The 16,034-nt window shown below is 76.2% G+C and carries 15 protein-coding genes; 9 read left to right on the top strand and 6 right to left on the bottom strand.

Annotation, left to right across the window (positions count from 1 at the left end):
• The first annotated feature begins 40 nt into the window (after positions 1-40).
• The 9 genes from O7628_RS26165 (at position 41) to O7628_RS26125 (ending at position 9,618) form a co-directional block, all read left to right on the top strand.
• Positions 41-958, top strand: coding sequence for an FkbM family methyltransferase (locus tag O7628_RS26165; RefSeq protein WP_278134548.1), 918 nt, complete (start codon positions 41-43; stop codon positions 956-958).
• Complete coding sequence (locus tag O7628_RS26160; RefSeq protein ID WP_278134546.1) at positions 951-2,696, top strand: amidohydrolase family protein; 1,746 nt, start codon at positions 951-953, stop codon at positions 2,694-2,696. Before O7628_RS26165 ends, O7628_RS26160 begins: the two co-directional genes overlap by 8 nt.
• Positions 2,693-3,709, top strand: a complete 1,017-nt coding sequence (locus O7628_RS26155) for a Gfo/Idh/MocA family oxidoreductase (RefSeq protein ID WP_218107418.1) — start codon at positions 2,693-2,695, stop codon at positions 3,707-3,709. The genes O7628_RS26160 and O7628_RS26155 overlap by 4 nt, the downstream gene beginning before the upstream one ends.
• 109 nt (positions 3,710-3,818) lie before the next feature.
• Positions 3,819-4,799, top strand: coding sequence for an NAD-dependent epimerase/dehydratase family protein (locus O7628_RS26150; RefSeq protein ID WP_178064536.1), 981 nt, complete (start codon positions 3,819-3,821; stop codon positions 4,797-4,799).
• A complete protein-coding gene (locus tag O7628_RS26145; RefSeq protein ID WP_278134542.1) occupies positions 4,796-5,545 on the top strand; it encodes an HAD family hydrolase in 750 nt (249 codons plus the stop codon). The genes O7628_RS26150 and O7628_RS26145 overlap by 4 nt, the downstream gene beginning before the upstream one ends.
• Positions 5,542-6,687 carry a hypothetical protein gene (locus O7628_RS26140; RefSeq protein WP_278134541.1) on the top strand — a complete coding sequence of 382 codons (1,146 nt, stop codon included), beginning with the start codon at positions 5,542-5,544 and terminating at the stop codon, positions 6,685-6,687. Before O7628_RS26145 ends, O7628_RS26140 begins: the two co-directional genes overlap by 4 nt.
• Positions 6,684-7,418 carry an SDR family NAD(P)-dependent oxidoreductase gene (locus tag O7628_RS26135; RefSeq protein ID WP_278134539.1) on the top strand — a complete coding sequence of 245 codons (735 nt, stop codon included), beginning with the start codon at positions 6,684-6,686 and terminating at the stop codon, positions 7,416-7,418. The genes O7628_RS26140 and O7628_RS26135 overlap by 4 nt, the downstream gene beginning before the upstream one ends.
• Positions 7,415-8,359, top strand: a complete 945-nt coding sequence (locus O7628_RS26130; protein ID WP_278134537.1) for an ACP S-malonyltransferase — start codon at positions 7,415-7,417, stop codon at positions 8,357-8,359. The genes O7628_RS26135 and O7628_RS26130 overlap by 4 nt, the downstream gene beginning before the upstream one ends.
• Entirely contained in the window at positions 8,356-9,618 is a 1,263-nt protein-coding gene (locus O7628_RS26125) for a nucleotide disphospho-sugar-binding domain-containing protein (RefSeq protein ID WP_278134535.1), read from the top strand. Before O7628_RS26130 ends, O7628_RS26125 begins: the two co-directional genes overlap by 4 nt.
• Before the next feature lie 18 nt (positions 9,619-9,636).
• Here O7628_RS26125 and O7628_RS26120 read toward each other — a convergent pair whose 3' ends face one another.
• Genes O7628_RS26120 through O7628_RS26095 form a run of 6 tightly spaced genes read right to left on the bottom strand, consistent with a single transcriptional unit; the run spans position 9,637 to position 16,034 of the window.
• Complete coding sequence (locus O7628_RS26120) at positions 9,637-11,127, bottom strand: class I adenylate-forming enzyme family protein (RefSeq protein ID WP_278134533.1); 1,491 nt, start codon at positions 11,125-11,127, stop codon at positions 9,637-9,639.
• The gene (locus tag O7628_RS26115) at positions 11,124-12,116 is read right to left on the bottom strand and encodes a beta-ketoacyl synthase N-terminal-like domain-containing protein (protein WP_278134531.1); all 993 of its coding nucleotides are present in this window, start codon (positions 12,114-12,116) and stop codon (positions 11,124-11,126) included. Before O7628_RS26115 ends, O7628_RS26120 begins: the two co-directional genes overlap by 4 nt.
• Positions 12,113-13,507, bottom strand: coding sequence for a beta-ketoacyl synthase N-terminal-like domain-containing protein (locus O7628_RS26110; RefSeq protein WP_278134529.1), 1,395 nt, complete (start codon positions 13,505-13,507; stop codon positions 12,113-12,115). The genes O7628_RS26115 and O7628_RS26110 overlap by 4 nt, the downstream gene beginning before the upstream one ends.
• Positions 13,500-14,738, bottom strand: coding sequence for an aminotransferase class III-fold pyridoxal phosphate-dependent enzyme (locus tag O7628_RS26105; RefSeq protein WP_278134527.1), 1,239 nt, complete (start codon positions 14,736-14,738; stop codon positions 13,500-13,502). The genes O7628_RS26110 and O7628_RS26105 overlap by 8 nt, the downstream gene beginning before the upstream one ends.
• Complete coding sequence (locus O7628_RS26100) at positions 14,735-15,790, bottom strand: hypothetical protein (protein WP_278134525.1); 1,056 nt, start codon at positions 15,788-15,790, stop codon at positions 14,735-14,737. Before O7628_RS26100 ends, O7628_RS26105 begins: the two co-directional genes overlap by 4 nt.
• Entirely contained in the window at positions 15,783-16,034 is a 252-nt protein-coding gene (locus O7628_RS26095) for an acyl carrier protein (protein WP_074477913.1), read from the bottom strand. The genes O7628_RS26100 and O7628_RS26095 overlap by 8 nt, the downstream gene beginning before the upstream one ends.

Raw genomic sequence — 16,034 nt, 5'->3', positions numbered from 1 at the left:
CACGAACCATTGCGGGGGCTCTCATGATTCGGCCTTTGCCGTGACGGATGCGCAACGCCGGGCGCTCGCCGAGAAACTGCGTCGCCACGCGGCGGCGGCCGGCCGGCCGGTGCGGTCCTTCCTGCGCCGGCCATACCCCACCGCGTTCCCGTCCACGGCGCGGCTGCGCCGCTGGCGGCACCGCGGCCACGCCCGGCTGGCCCACGGCCGCACGTTCTGGGGCGACCGGCTGCGGGTGCGGCTGCCCGACGAGATCTCCATCGCGATCCGCCGGCACGGCTTCATCGAGTACGAGCTGAGCGCCTTCCTGCTGCGCCACCTGCGCACCGGGGCGACGTTCCTCGACGTCGGCGCCCACCTCGGCTACTTCACGGTGCTGGCGGCGCGCTGCGTCGGCGGGTCCGGCCGGGTGGTGTCGTTCGAGCCCACGCCCGGGACGTACGCGCTGCTGGCGCAGAACGTGGCCGGCCTCGGCAACGTCACGGCGGTGCCGGCGGCGGTCTGGTCGTCGCCGGGGAAGGTGTCGCTGACCGACCACGGTGTCGGCTACAGCCCCTACAACTCGGCCTACCGCTCCCGGCTGCCCGCGGCGGTGCGGCAGCGGGTGGCCACCACCGTGCACGAGGTCGCCGCGGTCGCCCTCGACGAGTTCGTCGCGGCGCGGGCGCTGACGCCCGACGTGGTGAAGATCGACGCCGAGAGCGCCGAGAAGAACGTCCTGGAGGGCATGGGCCGCCTGCTGGGCACGGTGCGCCCGATGGTCTCGCTGGAGGTCGGCGACCTCGACGTGCCGGGCGCGCCGCGCAGCGCGGAACTCGTCGAGTTCATGGTCGGCCACGACTACCGGGCCTACGAGCTGTCCGACGGAATGCCGCGACCGCATCGACCGAGGTCATCGTATGAATACGACAACCTCGTCTTCGTCGCCGCCGAGAAAGGACACCTGCTCGATGTATGACGTCGTCGTTCGGTCCGGCACGGTCGTGGACGGCACCGGAGACGCCGCCCGGACCGGTGACGTCGCCATTTCCGACGGGCGGATCGTGGCGGTCGGCAGGGTTTCCGGCCGGGGCCGGCGCGAGATCGACGCGGACGGGTGCATCGTCACTCCCGGATTCGTCGACATCCATACGCACTTCGACGGCCAGGTGACCTGGGACCCGTTGTTGACGCCGTCCTGCTGGCACGGCGTGACCACGGTGGTGATGGGCAACTGCGGCGTCGGATTCGCCCCGGTGACCAAGCCCAACCGGGAGTGGCTGATCGGGCTGATGGAGGGCGTCGAGGACATCCCCGGCGCGTCGCTGTCCGAGGGCATCCGGTGGGCGTGGGAGAGCTTCCCGGAATACCTGGAGGCGGTCGCCGGCCTGTCCCGGGTGATGGACGTCGGCGCCCAGGTGCCGCACGGCGCCGTCCGGGCGTACGTGATGGGCGAGCGGGGCGCCGCCAACGAGCCGGCCACGCCGGATGACATCGCCGCGATGACGGCCATCGTCCGGGAGGCGATGCACGCCGGGGCGCTCGGGTTCTCCACCTCCCGCACGACCACCCACCTGGCGATCAGCGGCGAGCCGGTGCCCGGCACGTTCGCGGCCGAGGACGAGCTGTTCGCCCTCGGCGGGGTGCTCGGCGAGCTGGGCACCGGCGTGTTCCAGCTGGTGCCCGCCGGGGCCGGCGGCGAGCCGATGGAGGACCAGTTCCGCGAGGTCAAGTGGATGCGGCGGCTCTCCGCGCAGGTCGGCCGGCCGATCACGTTCGGCCTGTTCCAGAACGACCACGAGCCGCACCTGTGGCGGGAGATCGTCGACATGGCCCGCCGGGCCAACGAGACCGAGGGCGCGCAGCTGCGCCCGCAGATCGCCGGGCGGCCGTTCAGCGTCATCGTGGGCCTGGAGAGCACCCACCCATTCAAGCGCCGCCCCACCTACCAGGAGCAGCTGGCGCACCTGCCGCTGGCCGAGCGGGTGGCCCGGATGCGCGACCCCGAGATCCGGCGACGGATCCTGGCCGAGGCCCCGGCCAGCGTCAACCCCCGGGCGCACCTCTTCCCGGAGGACTACGAGAAGTACTTCCCGTTCGGCCGGCAACCCGACTACGAGCCCGGCCGCGAGGACAGCGTCGCCGCCATCGCGGCCCGCGCCGGCCGCGACTGCGAGGAGGTCATGTACGACCTGCTCGTCGCCGGGGACGGCACGCAGACCTTCCTGCGGCCGCTGCTCGGCTACAGCGAGTTCAGCCTCGACCCGATCCACCAGATGCTCCGCGAACCGCACTGCGTGGTCGGGCTCAGCGACGCCGGCGCGCACTGCCGGCTGATCTGCGACGCGAGCACCCCGACGTCGCAGCTCACCCACTGGGCCCGGGACCGCTCGCGCGGCGAACGGCTCGGGCTGGAGTTCGTCGTGCACAAGCAGACCTGGCAGACGGCCGCCCTGTACGGGCTGCGCGACCGGGGGCTGCTGCGGCCCGGGTTCAAGGCCGACGTCAACGTCATCGACTTCGACAACCTCGCGCTGCGGCCCCCGCAGTTCGTGCACGACCTGCCGGCCGGCGGCGGCCGGCTGATCCAGCGGGCCGACGGCTACCGGGCCACGCTGGTCTCCGGCGAGGTGACGTTCGTCGACGGCGAGCACACCGGCGCGCAGCCGGGCCGGCTGGTCCGGGGCGCGCGCGACACCGCCGGGGCGCGGTCGTGAGCCGGGCGCGGCGGCTGCGGGTGGGCCTCGTCGGGTGCGGCCAGATCGGCCGGATGTACGCCGGGCACCTGGCGGCCTCCGACGACGTGGCGCTGACCTGCCACGACGTGCGCGCCGGGCAGGCGGCGGCGCTGGCGGCGCAGGTCGACGGCGAGGCGTGCGACGACGTCGAGCGGCTCCTCGACGGCGCGGAGGCGGTGGTGGTGACCTCCTCGACGGAGAGCCACGACGCGCTGGTCGCGCTGGCGCTGGAGCGCAAGCTGCCCACGTTCTGCGAGAAGCCGCTGACGCTGGACCTGCACCGGACCCGGGAGCTGGGCCTCGCCGCCGACCACGGCGGCACCCCGCTGTGGATCGGCTTCCAGCGCCACTTCGACGCCGGGTTCAGCGCGCTGCGCGACCGGATCGCCGACGGCGGCCTCGGCACCGTCTACACGGTGCGGATGTTCTCCCACGACGCCGCCTGGCCGCCGCTGGAACGCCTCGCCGCCTCGGGCAGCATCTTCCGCGACCTGATGCTGCACGACTTCGACATGGTGCGGTGGCTCACCGGCCGGGAGGTCAGCGGCGTCGCCGCGATCGGGGACGTGCTGGCCGTGCCCGAGCTGGCCGAGCTGCACGACTACGACGCGGTGGCGGCGACGCTGGGCGTCGAGGGCGGCGGGGTCGCCGTGCTCACGGCGGGGCGGCACAGCCCGCTCGGCTACGACGTCCGCATCGAGGTGCTCGGCTCGCGGGACTGCCTGACCGTGGGGCTCGACGAGCGGACCCCGATGCGGCAGGTCACCGAGCAGGGCCCCGACCGGCACCCCCGCCACCGCGACTACCGGGACCGCTTCGCCGCCGCGTACCGCGCCCAGATCGACGCGTTCGTCGCCGCCGCCCGGGGCGCCGAACCGGATCACCGGGCGGGCACCTGGCGCGACTCGTACGCGGCGCTGGCGCTGGCCATGGCGGCGGAGCGGTCCGTCCGCACCCGGTCGTTCGAGCCGCCGGTCGAGGCGACGCCGTAACGCGCGGCCCGCCGGGCTCCGGCCCGGGGAGCGCGCCGACGCTCCGACCCGTCGGGCGGGGCTGCACCGGCCCCGGCGACGTACCGCCACCTGACTGAAGGGTTGTCCCATGACCAGACGCGCACTCGTCACCGGAGCCGGCGGCTTCATCGGCGGCCACCTGGTGACGTACCTCCAGGCCCAGGGTTGGTGGGTCCGCGGCGCCGACCTGCGGCCGCCGGAGTTCCGCGCCACGACCGCCGACGACTTCGTCGTGGGCGACCTGCGCGACCCGGAGGTCTGCCGGCGGGCCTGCGACGGCGTCACCGAGGTGTACGCCCTCGCGGCCGACATGGGCGGCATGGGCTTCATCTCGAAGGACCCGGCGACGATCCTGCGCAACAACGCGCTGATCAACCTGCACACCGTCGAGGCGGCCCGGCTGGCCGGCGCGCAGCGCTACTTCCTCGCCTCGTCCGCCTGCATCTACCCCGAGTACGCGCAGACGAAGACGGACGTGCGGCCGCTGCGCGAGACGGACGCCTTCCCCGCCGGCCCGCAGGACTCCTACGGCTGGGAGAAGCTGATGGCGGAGCGGCTCTGCGTCTACTACGCCGAGCAGTACGGCCTGGACGTCCGCATCGCCCGCTACCACAACGTGTACGGCCCCTACGGCACCTGGGACGGCGGGCGGGAGAAGGCCCCCGCCGCGCTGTGCCGCAAGGTCGCCGAGGCGGCCCCCGGCGGCGAGGTGGAGATCTGGGGCGACGGCCGGCAGACACGGTCGTTCTGCTACGTCGACGACTGCGTCGAGGGCACCTACCGGCTGATGCGCAGCGACCACGGCGAGCCGGTGAACATCGGCTCCGACCGCCTGGTGACCATCGACGAGCTGGCCGCCCTGGTGATGACGGCGGCCGGCCGCGACGACCTGCGCCTGCGCCACGTCGCCGGCCCGCAGGGGGTGCGCGGGCGCAACTCCGACAACACGCTGGCGCGGCAGGTGCTGGGCTGGACCCCCCGCATCACCCTCGAGGAGGGCCTCGCCGTCACGTACCGGTGGATCGCGGGCGAGGTCGCGGCCGCGCGGGGCGCCGCGACGCCGGCATGACGCACCCGGGCTTCGTCCTGTTCGACCTCGACGGCACGCTCATCCGGCCCGGCGCGCCGGTGCAGCGCCTCCACATGGCCACGATGGCCGCCGCCATCGCCGACGTCTGCGGCGTCGCCGAGGAGTTCCGCTACGAGGGCGGCCAGCTCTTCTACGCCGACATCGACCTGGCGGGCTTCACCGACGCCGGCACGGTGCACGCGGCGCTGCGTCACCACGGCGTCCCCGCCGGCCGGCTCCCGCAGCTCACCCGGCAGGTCATGGACGCCCTCGCCGCGCGCATCGGCGGGTCCACGGCCGACGGGGGCACGGGCGTCGGGGACCTGCTCCCCGGCTGCCGGGCCCTGCTGGAGGCGCTGCGCGGCCACGGCTGCCCGCTGGGCATGAGCACCGGCAACGCCCGGTCGGTGGCCCGCTGGAAGATGCGGCGCACCGGCCTGGCGGACCTGCTGCGCGACGGCGGCTTCGGCGACGCCGCCCGCGACCGCGACGACGTGGTGGCCGCCGGGGTCGCCGCGCTCGGCGGCCACGGGCCCGGCGTGCTGGTCGGCGACACCGCCAAGGACGTCACGGCGGCGCACGCGTCGGGCCTGCCCTGCCTCGCCGTCGCCACCGGGGCCACCCCGCCCGACGAGCTGCGCGCGGCGGGCGCGGACGCGGTCGTGGCGGACCTCGGCGGCAGCGCCGCCCTCGACGCGGTGCTGCGGCTGCTCACCCCCGTTGCCTCCACAGAAGGAGTCCGATGAACGAGCCACTGCCCCGCGTCGACGTCGTGATGACGACCATCGGCGACGGCGAGGCGTTCCTGTCGGCGTACCGGACGCTGCTCGGCGCGGCCGACGCGCACCAGCGGGTGCGGATCGTCGTCATCCCCGACCGCAAGACGCCCGCCGCCCTGTTCGACAACGTCGAGCGGGCCCGCCGCGACGGCCTGCACGTCGTCTGCCCGACCGTCGCCGAGCAGGACGCCCTCCTGGCCGACCTGGGCGCGCCCACCCTGGTGCCCTACGACTCCGACAACCGGCGCAACGTCGGCTACCTGCTGTCCTGGCAGTCCGACGCCGACTTCCTCGTCTCCGTCGACGACGACAACTTCCCCGTCGACGACGGCTTCCTCACCGCCCACGCGATCGTGGCCGCCGGCCTCCGGCCCGCGCGGGTCGTCACCGCCGCCTCCGGCTGGTGGAACCCGTGCGGGCAGCTCACCGTCGCGCCGATGCCGGTCTACCCGCGCGGCTTCCCGTACGCGCACCGCAACCCCACCCCGACCTCGGAGCGCACCGAGACGGTCGACGTGCGGATCAACGCCGGGCTGTGGCTGGGCGACCCCGACGTCGACGCGATCACCCGCATCGCCGTGCGGCCCGAGGTGACCGCCATGCCCGCGCCGGCCCTGGTCTGCGACACCGACACCTGGGCGCCGGTCAACTCGCAGAACACCGCCGTGCACCGCGACGCCATCCCCGCCTACTACTTCCCGCGCATGGGCTACCGCCACCACGGCCAGGAGATCGACCGGTACGCCGACATCTTCAGCGGCTACTTCGTGCAGGCGTGCGCGAAGCGGCTCGGGCACGCCGTGCGGTTCGGCGACCCGCTGGCCCAACACACCCGCAACGAGCACCTGCTGCTGCGGGACCTGCAACAGGAACTCACCGCGATCGCGGTCCTGGAGGACGTGCTCGGCTGGCTGCACGACGCCAAGCTCGACGGCGACACCTACGCCGAGGCGTACGTGTCGCTGTCGTACCAGCTCCAGGACGCCGTCGAGGCGATGACCGGCCGGGTGTGGACCCACGAGCTGCGCGGTTTCGTCCACCAGATGGCCCACCTGATGCGGCAGTGGGTCGGCGTGCTCCGGCGCTGCCACGGCGGACCGTCGGCATGACCCGGCGCACCGTCCTCGTCACCGGCGCGACCGGGGCGATCGGGCAGGCGGTGGCGCACGCGCTGGCCGGGCCCGACGTGACGCTGGTGCTGCACTACCACCGCGACGAGGCCGCCGCCGAGCGCCTCGCGGCCGAGCTGACGCCGCACACGGCCGGCGTCGCCACCGTGCGGGCCGACGTCGGCACCGACGCGGGGGTCGCGGCCGTGCTCTCGGCGGCGCGCCGGGCCGGACCGGTGGACGTGCTGGTCAGCAACGCGGCGGTGCTGCGCCCCGCCCCGGTGGCCCGGGTGCGCGCCGACGACTGGTCGGCCACCCTCGCGGTCAACCTGACCGCCGCGATGCTGCTCATCCGGGGCGTGCTGCCCGACATGACCGGCCGGGGACACGGCCGGATCGTGGTGACCACGTCCGTGGCGGGGCTGCGCGGCTGGCCGTTCCAGGCGGCGTACGCCAGCGCGAAGGCGGGGCTGGTGGGGCTGGTCAAGTCGGTGGCCCGGGAGACCGCCCGGTTCGGGGTCACCGCCAACGCGGTCGCACCGGGCTACGTGCCGTCGGCGATGAGCGCGCAGGGCGGCGACCCGGCCCGCGCGGCGATCCTGGCGCAGACGCCGATGGGCCGGGCCGGCACGCCCGCCGAGGTGGCCGCCGCCATCGCGTTCCTCGCCTCCCCCGGGGCCTCCTACGTCACCGGGCAGGTCCTCGCCGTCGACGGGGGGATGAGCGCGTGACGGCCCCCCGGTACGCGCTGCTCTTCCCCGGCCAGGGCGCGCAGTTCCCCGGCATGGCCCAGCGCTTCCACGACGCCTCCCCCGCCGTGCGGGACCTGTTCGACCTGGCGGAGTCCCGCACCGGCCTGCCGCTGCGCGAGATCTGCTTCCACACCGAGCGCACCGACCAGGCACGGACGGACTGGAACCAGCCGGCGGTGTTCCTCGCCGGCCTCGCCGGCTGGTACGCCCTGGTCGAGGAGGCGGCGCGGCGCGGCGCGGAACACCCGCCGGTGTGCGTGGCCGGGCACAGCCTCGGCCACTTCACCGCCCTCGCGGCGGCCGGGGCGCTGTCCGCGCCCGCCGCGCTGGACCTGGTGGCCCGGCGCGGCGAGCTGATGCACCGGGCCAGCCTGGCCGCCGACGGCGCGATGGCGACCCTCATCGGGCTGTCCGAGCCCACCGTCGCCGACCTGGTCCGCGCGGCCGGGGACGACGCCGTGTCGGTCGCGGCGGTGAACGGCCCCGACCAGGTGGTCGTCTCCGGCGCGGCCCCGGCCGTCGCCGCCGTCTCGCAGCGGGCCGTGGCGGCGGGCGCGGAGCGGGTGGTGCCCCTCGCGATCGCCCTGGCCGCGCACTCGCCCCTGATGGCGCCGGCCGACGCCGGGTTCGCCCCCCTGGTGGCCGCCGCCGACCTGCGGGAGCCCCGCGTCCCGGTGGTGCTGAACACCACCGGGCGGGCCAGCCGCGACGTCGCGGAGATCCGGGCCGACCTGCACCGGCACATGCTGGCCCCGGTGCGCTGGTGGCAGTGCCTGGCCACCGCCCGGGACGCGGGCGTCGACCTGCTGGTCGACGCGGGGCCGGGCCGCACGCTGAGCAAGGTGCTGCGCCGGGACCTGCCCGCCGACGCCGTGCACTCCCTCGACCATCCCCGTGGACTGGAGGCGCTGCTCCCATGACCCGCAAGGTCCTCTTCTGCCCCTGGTCGGCCGGCGGCGGCGCCGGGTACACCGGCCGGGCGCTCGCCGCCGCCGCCCGGCTGCACGGGCGCTTCGAGTGCGCCTTCGGCCCGTCCGGGGTGCCCCGGATGGTCGCCGAGGGCGGCTACCGGATGATCGGGGAGCCGGCCCCGGACGGCGCGCCGAAGCGGGTCCCGGCGTTCCTGCCGTTCGCCAACGTGGAACGCGTCTACGCGGTGACCGCGCGCTACTACCGCCGGTCGGTGCTGGCCGAGCACCTGCGGCGGGACCTGGCCGCGATCGACGAGTACCGGCCCGACGTGGTGGTCACCGACATGCAGCCCACGGCGGTGCTCGCCGCCCGGCTGCGGGGCCTGCCGCTGGTGTCGATCGCCGACACCGACTTCCTCAGCCCCGACCCGCTGGCGTGGATGCCGTGGAGCGCCGCCGACCCGACGACGCTGCTGCCGCACCCGAGCGCCCTGGACGCCCTCGACGCGGTCGCCACCGAGCACGGGCTCGACCCGGTCGGCAGCGTCCCCGAGCTGCTGTGGGGCGACCTGACGGTGGTGCCGAGCGCGCCGGAGGTGGAGCCGCCGCCGCCCGCCCCGCCCGGCCGGTCGGGCCCGACGTACGTCGGCCCGCTGTACTGGGATCCGCCCGGCGCGCCGTACGTGCCGCGCGCCACCGCCGGCACCCGCCGGGTGTACGTCTCCATCGGCAGCGGCGGGATGGTGGCCGACACGGCGCTGCGGGAGGTGCTGGCCGCGTGCGACCGGCCCGGCCTGTCGGTGTTCCTGTCGGCGGGGTTCGCGGCCCGCGAGTGGCTGCACCGCTACCCGAACGTGGAGCTGGGCGGCTTCACCGGCATCACCGGGCCGATCGGCTGGGCGGACCTGGTGGTCAACCACGGCGGCTACTCCACGGTGCTCGCCGGCCTGCTGCACGGCAAGCCGCAGGTGGTCCTGCCGTTCATGAGCGAGCAGGAGGCCAACGGCCGGCAGTTCCTGGCCGACCACGGCGCGGGCCTGGTGGCGCGCACCACCGAGGTCGAGAAAGACGGCCGGATCCGCTACGTCAACCGGCACTCCGGGGCCACCGACGACCCGGTCGTGCCGGCGGCCGACCTGGCGGCCACGATCGAGGAGGCGCTCGCCGACGCCACGTTGGCGCAGCGGGCGGGCTACGCCCGGGACAGCCTCGCCCGGCTGCGCGCCGAGTCCGACCTCGCGGAGTCGTTCGCGGCGCTGCTGCGCTGACCGGCGAGCCCGCGCGGGTCAGCGCCAGGTGCCGGCGGCCAGCCCGCGCAGCAGCTCGGAGCGCAGCAGCTTGCCGTTGACGTTGCGGGGCAGCCGGTCGACGACGACCACCCGGGCGGGCACCTTGTAGGCGGCCAGCCGCCCGTGCAGGAACGCGTACAGCGCCCGGTGGTCCAGCTCGCCGACGGTCTCGGCGAACGCCACGACCTCCTGCCCGCCGTCGGGTCCCGGCGCGCCGACGACCGCGCAGTCCCGCACGGCCGGGAACGCCCGCAGCGCGTCCTCGACCTCGGCGGCCGGCACCTTGTTGCCGGCGACGTTGAGCGTGCCGCCCCGGCGGCCGAGCAGGTGCAGCCGCCCGTCGGCGTCGAGCCGGCCCACGTCGCCGGTCGGCTGCGGCCCGTCGCCGGCCGGCCGGGACGTGTCGCCGGCCCGGTCGGCCGGCGGGCCGGCGTGGTGGACGCGGGTCGCCGGGCCGGCGCAGGCCACGAGGACGTCCCCGGGGCCGGGCACGGGGTCGACGGTCAGCGTCACCCCGGCGACCGGCCGGCCGACGGAGCCGGCGACCGACTCGGTGTCGAGGGTCAGCATGCCGTGCTCGGAGGTGCCGTAGTGCTCGCCGATGCGCCAGCCCACCGACTCCGCCCACCGCCGGCGGTCCTCCGGCGGCAGCGGCGCGCCCGCCGAGACGCACAGCCGGGGCCGGTGCCGGGTGGCGAGGCCGGCGGTCGAGAACCACCGGTACAGCAGCGGCACGGACAGCAGCACCGCCACCCGGTGCCCGTCGACGGCGTCGGCCACCGTGCGGGGGCCCGGCCGCTGGTCCAGCGCCACGTACGTGCCGCCGGCCAGCAGCGTCGTGAGGATGCCGCCGCACAGGGCGTAGCTGTGGTGCGGCGGGGTCGTGCAGGCGACCACCTCGCCGGGGGACAGCTCCAGCGCGGCGGCGAACGCCCGCGCGTTGGCCGTCACGGCCGGCCAGGGCCGTTCCACGCACTTCGGCCAGCCCTCGCTGCCCGAGGTGGACAGTCCCAGCCCGGCGGGCCCGTCCCCGCCGGGGTGGGCGGGCGGCCCGCCGTCGCGGGGCACGCCGGGTCGCCCGGCGGCCCCGGCGGCGGATCCGTCGGCCCCGTCGAGCCCTGCCGACCCGGCGACCGTGAGCGCCTCGACCGTGAGCCGGCCGACCGTGAGCCGGTCGCCGTCGCCGGTGACGAGCCGGTCGGCGCGGAACAGCGACCGGGCCCGGTCCCGCTCGTCGTCGGCGGCCCGGGCGTCGCCGACGAGCAGTGGCACGTCCGCGATCGTGGCCGCCACGACCGTCACCGCGACGTCGGCGGCGCACCGCGCGACGGTGGCGGCCCGGCCGGTCAGCCCCGCCGCGAGCCGCTCCGCCCGCCGCAGCAGCTCGGCGTAGGTCAGCGTCCGGTCGCCGACGACGACCGCCGGGCGGTGCGGATGCGGGCCCGCCACCTCGGCGAGCGCGGCGGCGAGGGTGGGCGGGCCGCTCATCGGGCGAGCACCACGTCCCACGCCCCGGGCCGGCCGGCCACGACGGCCACGGCCCGGCCGGCGGCCTCCCCCTCGGCGGCTGCCGGCTCCGTCGCGGCGGCGGGCGGGGCGACCGCCTCGGCGAGCGCGCACACCGGCCCGACGGCGGGCGAGGACGCCCCGCCGACCCACGTCCGGGCGCGGGGGAACGCCGCGCCGAACTCGGCGCGGGCGGCCTGCTGGACGGCGACGGTCGCGCCGCACAGCCGCACGTCGGCGACGGCGGCCGGGTCGACGCCGGCCGCGTCCAGGACGTCGGGCAGCGCCCGGCCGGACGCCACGCCCCGGGCCAGCGACAACCGGCGGCCGTCACCGGCGGCCCCGGCCGCCTCCCGGCCGAGCAGCACGGCCGCCACGTCGCCGAACTGCGCGTGGTGCGGCACGCCGAGCCGGTCCAGCGCCGCGTCCGCGAACGGGGTCAGCGCCTCGTACGCCCCGACCAGCACCGTGTCGGCCTGGCCGGTGGCCAGCCGGCGCACCGCGTGCAGGAGGGCCTGCATCCCGCCGTCGCGCCCGAGCAGCGTCGTCGCCGCGCCGCCCAGCCCGTGCGCCACCGCCGCCGCCGACACCAGCGAGTGCGGCGAGTAGTAGACGAACATCTCCGGCGCGAGCCACTTCGGCCCGGCCTCGTCGAGCTGCTCGTGCATGACCTCGCCGACGCGGGCCATGCCGTAGAGGGTGCCCACCGCGATCTCGGTCTCCCGGCGGGCGGCGGCGTCCAGCCCGGCGGCCGCCACGGCCCGGCCGACGACGTCGGTGAACCGGTCGACCACGACCCGGGTCAGCTCGGGCTCGGCGGGCCAGCCGGCGCGCCCCCGGGCCCGGTTGCGCGCCGCCTCGTCGAGGGCGAACCGGTCGCTGCCGCCGGCGGCCAGCCGCACCGTCGTCACGGTCGCCGCGCCGACCTCCGCCGTGCCCACCCCGGCCGCCGTGCCCGCGCCCGTGCTCATGCCCGCTCCCAGACGACCGCCGTGTTGACGCCGCCCAGGCCGCAGGAGACGGAGACGGCCGACCGGGCGTCGGCCAGCTCCCGGGGCTTCGTCACGATGTCGAACTCCCTCCACTGTGGGTCGACGGGCTCGGCCGCGGTCGTCGGGGTCAGCGTCCCGTGGCGCAGCGACAGCAGGCACGCCAGCGACTCGATGACCCCGGCCGCGCCCTGGCAGTGCCAGAGCAGGCCCTTCACGCTGTTGATCGGCAGCGTCCGGACCCGGTCGCCGAAGACGTCCGCGAGCGCCCGCATCTCGGCCACGTCGCCGAGCTTGGTGCCGGGGCCGTGCGCGTTGACGAACGAGACGTCGCCCGGCGCGAGGGCGGCGGCGGCCAGCGCGCGACGCAGCGCCAGCTCGATCCCGGCGGACTCGGGGGCCGCCATGTGGGTGGTGAAGCTGCTCGCCCCGTAGCCGGCCAGCCGGCCGAGCACGGCGTCGTCGCCGGGCACCGGCCGGCGCAGCAGGCAGGCGGCGGCGGCCTCGGACAGCGCGATGCCCCGCCGGGCCTCGTGGAACGGCTGGCAGCCGTCCACGCCGAGCGTGCGCAGGGCGGCCAGCCCGTGGAACGCGGACTTCGACACCGTGTCCGCGCCGACGACCAGCGCCTCCTCGGCGTCGCCGGCGAGCAGCAGGTCGCGGGCGTAGCCGAGCGCCACCGCCCCGGAGGCCGACGCGCTGCCCACGGTGACGGCCGCGCCGAGGCCGAGCTGCTCGGCGGCGCGCTCGGCGACCCACCCGGCCAGCGCCGACTGGTCGTCGCCCGCGCCGGCGAGGGCGTGGCCGAGGGCGTTGCCGCCGGTGTCGGTGGTGCCGACGACGAGCGTGACGCCGGCCCGCCGGCCCGGGTCCAGCCCGCCGAGCGCCTCCCCGGCGGCCAGGCAGACCAGGTCGAGCAGGCGGTCCGGGGCCACCACCTCGGCGGCGGACGCGCCGGCCACCGCGCCGGCCCGGTGGCCGCGCGCGGCGTCGTACGGCATGGGCAGCCGGTGCGCCCGCTCGGCCAGCAGGCCGTCCCACAGGGCCGGCACGCCGAGGCCGGTGGGGGCCACCACGCCCATCCCGACCACGTCGAGCCGGCCGCCGGTGCGGTCGCCCGCGCCGCCGGGGGCGACGGCCGCGGCGGCGAGGGACGCCACCGACGCCGCCGGGTCGAGCACGGCGTCGTCGGCGATGGTGACGTCCCACCGCTGGTGCAGCTCGGCGGCGACGGTGATCAGGGTGACCGAGTCGATGCCCAGGACGGCCAGCGGCTCGTCGTCGCCGAGGCCGTCGACCTGCGCCGGATCGCGGTAGCGCGCCAGCAGCTCGCGGACGCGGCGGACGACCTCCTGCCGGCCCGGTTCAGCCATGGGCGGCCGCCTCGGCGGCGCGGAAGCCGGACGCGGTCGCCTCCAGCGCGGCGTCCACGTCCTCGTCGGTCATCGCGCCGCAGACGTACCAGTGGTGGTTGGGGTGCAGCAGCAGGCCCCGCCGGGTCGTCTCGGTGTAGAACGCGTCGTGCGCCCGGCCCCGCGCCGCCTCGTCGGGGTCGGTGAAGCGCAGGAACGGCATCTGCGGCACGCCCAGCACCCGGCCGGGCAGGCCGTGCTCGGCGAGCTGCTTGGCCAGCCCCGCCTGGAGCCGCTCGCCGAGGCGCTCGACGTGCGTGAGGATCGCGCCGTCGCGTAGCTGGCCGATGGTGGCGACCGCCGCCGCCATCTCGGCGCCGTTGACGTGGAACGTCGAGCTGATGTGCACCTCGCCGACGGCCCGCATCACCTCCTCGCGGCCCACCAGGGCGGAGATCGGGTAGCCGTTGGCCATGGCCTTGCTGAACGTCACCAGGTCGGCCCGCACGCCGTAGCGCTCCTGCGCGCCGCCGGGGGCCATCCGGAAGCCGGAGCGCATCTCGTCGAGGACGAACAGCGCGCCGTGCTCGTGGGCCAGCTCCGCCGCGGCGGCCAGGAAGCCGGGGGCCGGCGGGTCCACCTCGAAGGGCATCATCAGCAGGCAGGCGACCTCGCCGGGGTGGCGTTCGAAGGCGGCCCGCAGGCTGTCCAGGTCGTTGTAGTCGAAGCTGTCCACCACGGCCTGCGCCTCGGTGGGCACCCCGCCGGGGCGGGTGGCGCACCAGTCGTGCCAGCCGTTGTAGCCCCAGCGGATCACCCTGGTCCGCCCGGTGTGCACGCGGCTGAGCCGGACGGCGGCGCTGGTGGCGTCCGAGCCGGTCTTGAGCAGGAAGACCTTCTCGGCGTGCGGGATCACCGCCGTCAGCAGCTCCGCCAGCTCCACCTGCACCCGCTTGCGCAGCGTGATGGCGAAGCCGTCGCGGATCTCCCGCAGGACCGCCTCGGTGACCACCGGGTCGGCGTGCCCGAGGATGATCGTGCCGTAGGCCAGGATCAGGTCGAGGTAACGGTTGCCGTCGACGTCCCAGATGTGCGCGCCGCTGGCGCGCTCGCCGTACAGCGGGTACGCGCCGTCGACGAGGCGGTCGCGGGCCAGCACGTAACCCTCGTAGGCGAGGGTCGCGTCGACGGCCACGGCGCGCCGCCGCAGCGCCTGCGACTGGCTCAGGTCGAGTGGGCCTTCTCCGGTCATCGGTTCCTCTCCTCGTCCCGGTGCTGGTCGGCGGGCGCGACCCGGTCGGCGTAGCACCACGCCTGGTTGCGCAGGATCCGCCGCCAGATCCCCTCGTCGTCGCCGCCGGCCCCGGGGTCCGGCGTCGGCAGGTCGAGCTGGCGGTGCAGCTCGTCGCTGAGCCGGGCCAGGGCCGCCTCGCACGCCTCGAAGACGCCGAGCACCGGGGCGTACACGGAGGTGTCGTCGGCCTGCGCGCCCGCCCAGCGGTGCGCGCCGATGAGGGTCCGGCCGAGCTTCTGCGCCGCGCGGGACGCGGCGAGCAGCTCGGCGGCCAGCGCCGGGTACGCCTGCTCGACGGCCAGGCCACTGAGGAACAGCGACGGCTGGACCGCGCCCAGCACGACCACGTGCAGGGCCCGGGCGGCGGGCCCGGTCAGGCCGTCGCGCCGCCAGCGCCGGGCGACGGCGCGCAGCGCCGGCAGGTCCTCGGCCAGCGCCGCGGCGGTCGGCTCCAGCAGCGTGGCGCGCAGCGCGGCGGCGTCGTCGCGGGGCGGGGTGAAGTGCACGGTGGCGAACCGGCAGCAGCCCCGGACCACGTCGGGGGTGACCGGGATCCGGCGGCGGTACCCGTCGGCCGGCGGCGCGTCGGTGTCCAGCACCTCCAGCACCTCGCCGTCGTACGCCACGGCGAGCACCATGTGGTCGAGGAAGTGCGCGACCCCCTCGAACTCGTCGCCGGGCCAGTAGTAGCGGTCGGGCATCAGCACGCACGGGGTGCCGGCGGCGACCAGCGCGGTGAACTCGTCCCAGTGTTCGTGGCCGTCGACCGCGTTGCGCCAGTCCAGCCGGCCGTGCCGGAACCAGGAGGACTTGCGCCGGTCGCCGCGCAGGTCCAGCGGCACGGCGAGGGCCTGGGCGATCTCCCGGTTGTCGAAGCCCTCGGCGCGCAGCGCCGACTCGACGCAGCGCAGCAGGCAGCTCAGCCCGTCCAGGGGGCCGTCGTCCCAGCCCAGCGACAGCCCCGGGTCCATGACCGGGGGGCGGCGGGTCCGCGTCGCGCCCTCAGCCATTGATCCGCGCGTCGATCGCCTTGGCCAGGTCGCCCACCGTGACGTACCGGCTCAGCTCGAAGTCCTCGTCGGCGAAGTCGGCGTCGTGCTGGCGCTCGAAGTGCGACATCAGGTACGCCATGTCGATCGAGTCGACCGCCAGGTCGACCAGCCGGTCGTCGGGGCCGATCGAGTCGACCGGGTTGCCCTGGCGGCGCAGCAGCAGCGCGACGAGCTGGTCGAGGGTGCTGTCGGCGTCGGTCAT

This window comes from Micromonospora sp. WMMD956 (genome assembly GCF_029626125.1).
GTDB lineage: Bacteria > Actinomycetota > Actinomycetes > Mycobacteriales > Micromonosporaceae > Micromonospora > Micromonospora carbonacea.
This window is presented reverse-complemented; position numbering and strand designations above follow the sequence as displayed.